Source organism: Pseudoalteromonas sp. S1727 (genome assembly GCF_005886375.1).
GTDB classification, from domain to species: Bacteria; Pseudomonadota; Gammaproteobacteria; order Enterobacterales; family Alteromonadaceae; genus Pseudoalteromonas; species Pseudoalteromonas haloplanktis.
Genome location: NZ_PNDT01000296.1, coordinates 1 through 245 on the forward strand (window position 1 = coordinate 1; position 245 = coordinate 245).

At 38.8% G+C, this 245-nt stretch carries 1 protein-coding gene; it reads left to right on the forward strand.

The features are described from left to right. Nucleotides 1–245 (forward strand): hypothetical protein (locus CWB85_RS22680; protein WP_212748251.1); only part of this gene is annotated, 245 nt, incomplete at both ends.

Consider the following 245-nt stretch of genomic DNA (forward strand, 5'->3'; position numbering starts at 1 on the left):
GTGTTATAAACCCGCAGAGTTACCAACAACACCGGTTGAAAAATCATTATTACTCTTGGATGACGGCAGCGAATGTATTGCTCAAGTGTTCAATTATTTAAAACGATGGGGGATTGCGTTTATTCATGACCCAAACCACAGAAATCCTGCGTCTTGGTTTTACACACATAATTACACAAATTGTAGGGTTATTTTTCATCAACCACTAAGAAATATTTCACCCCTTAAACCCAGCGAGGCAAGTA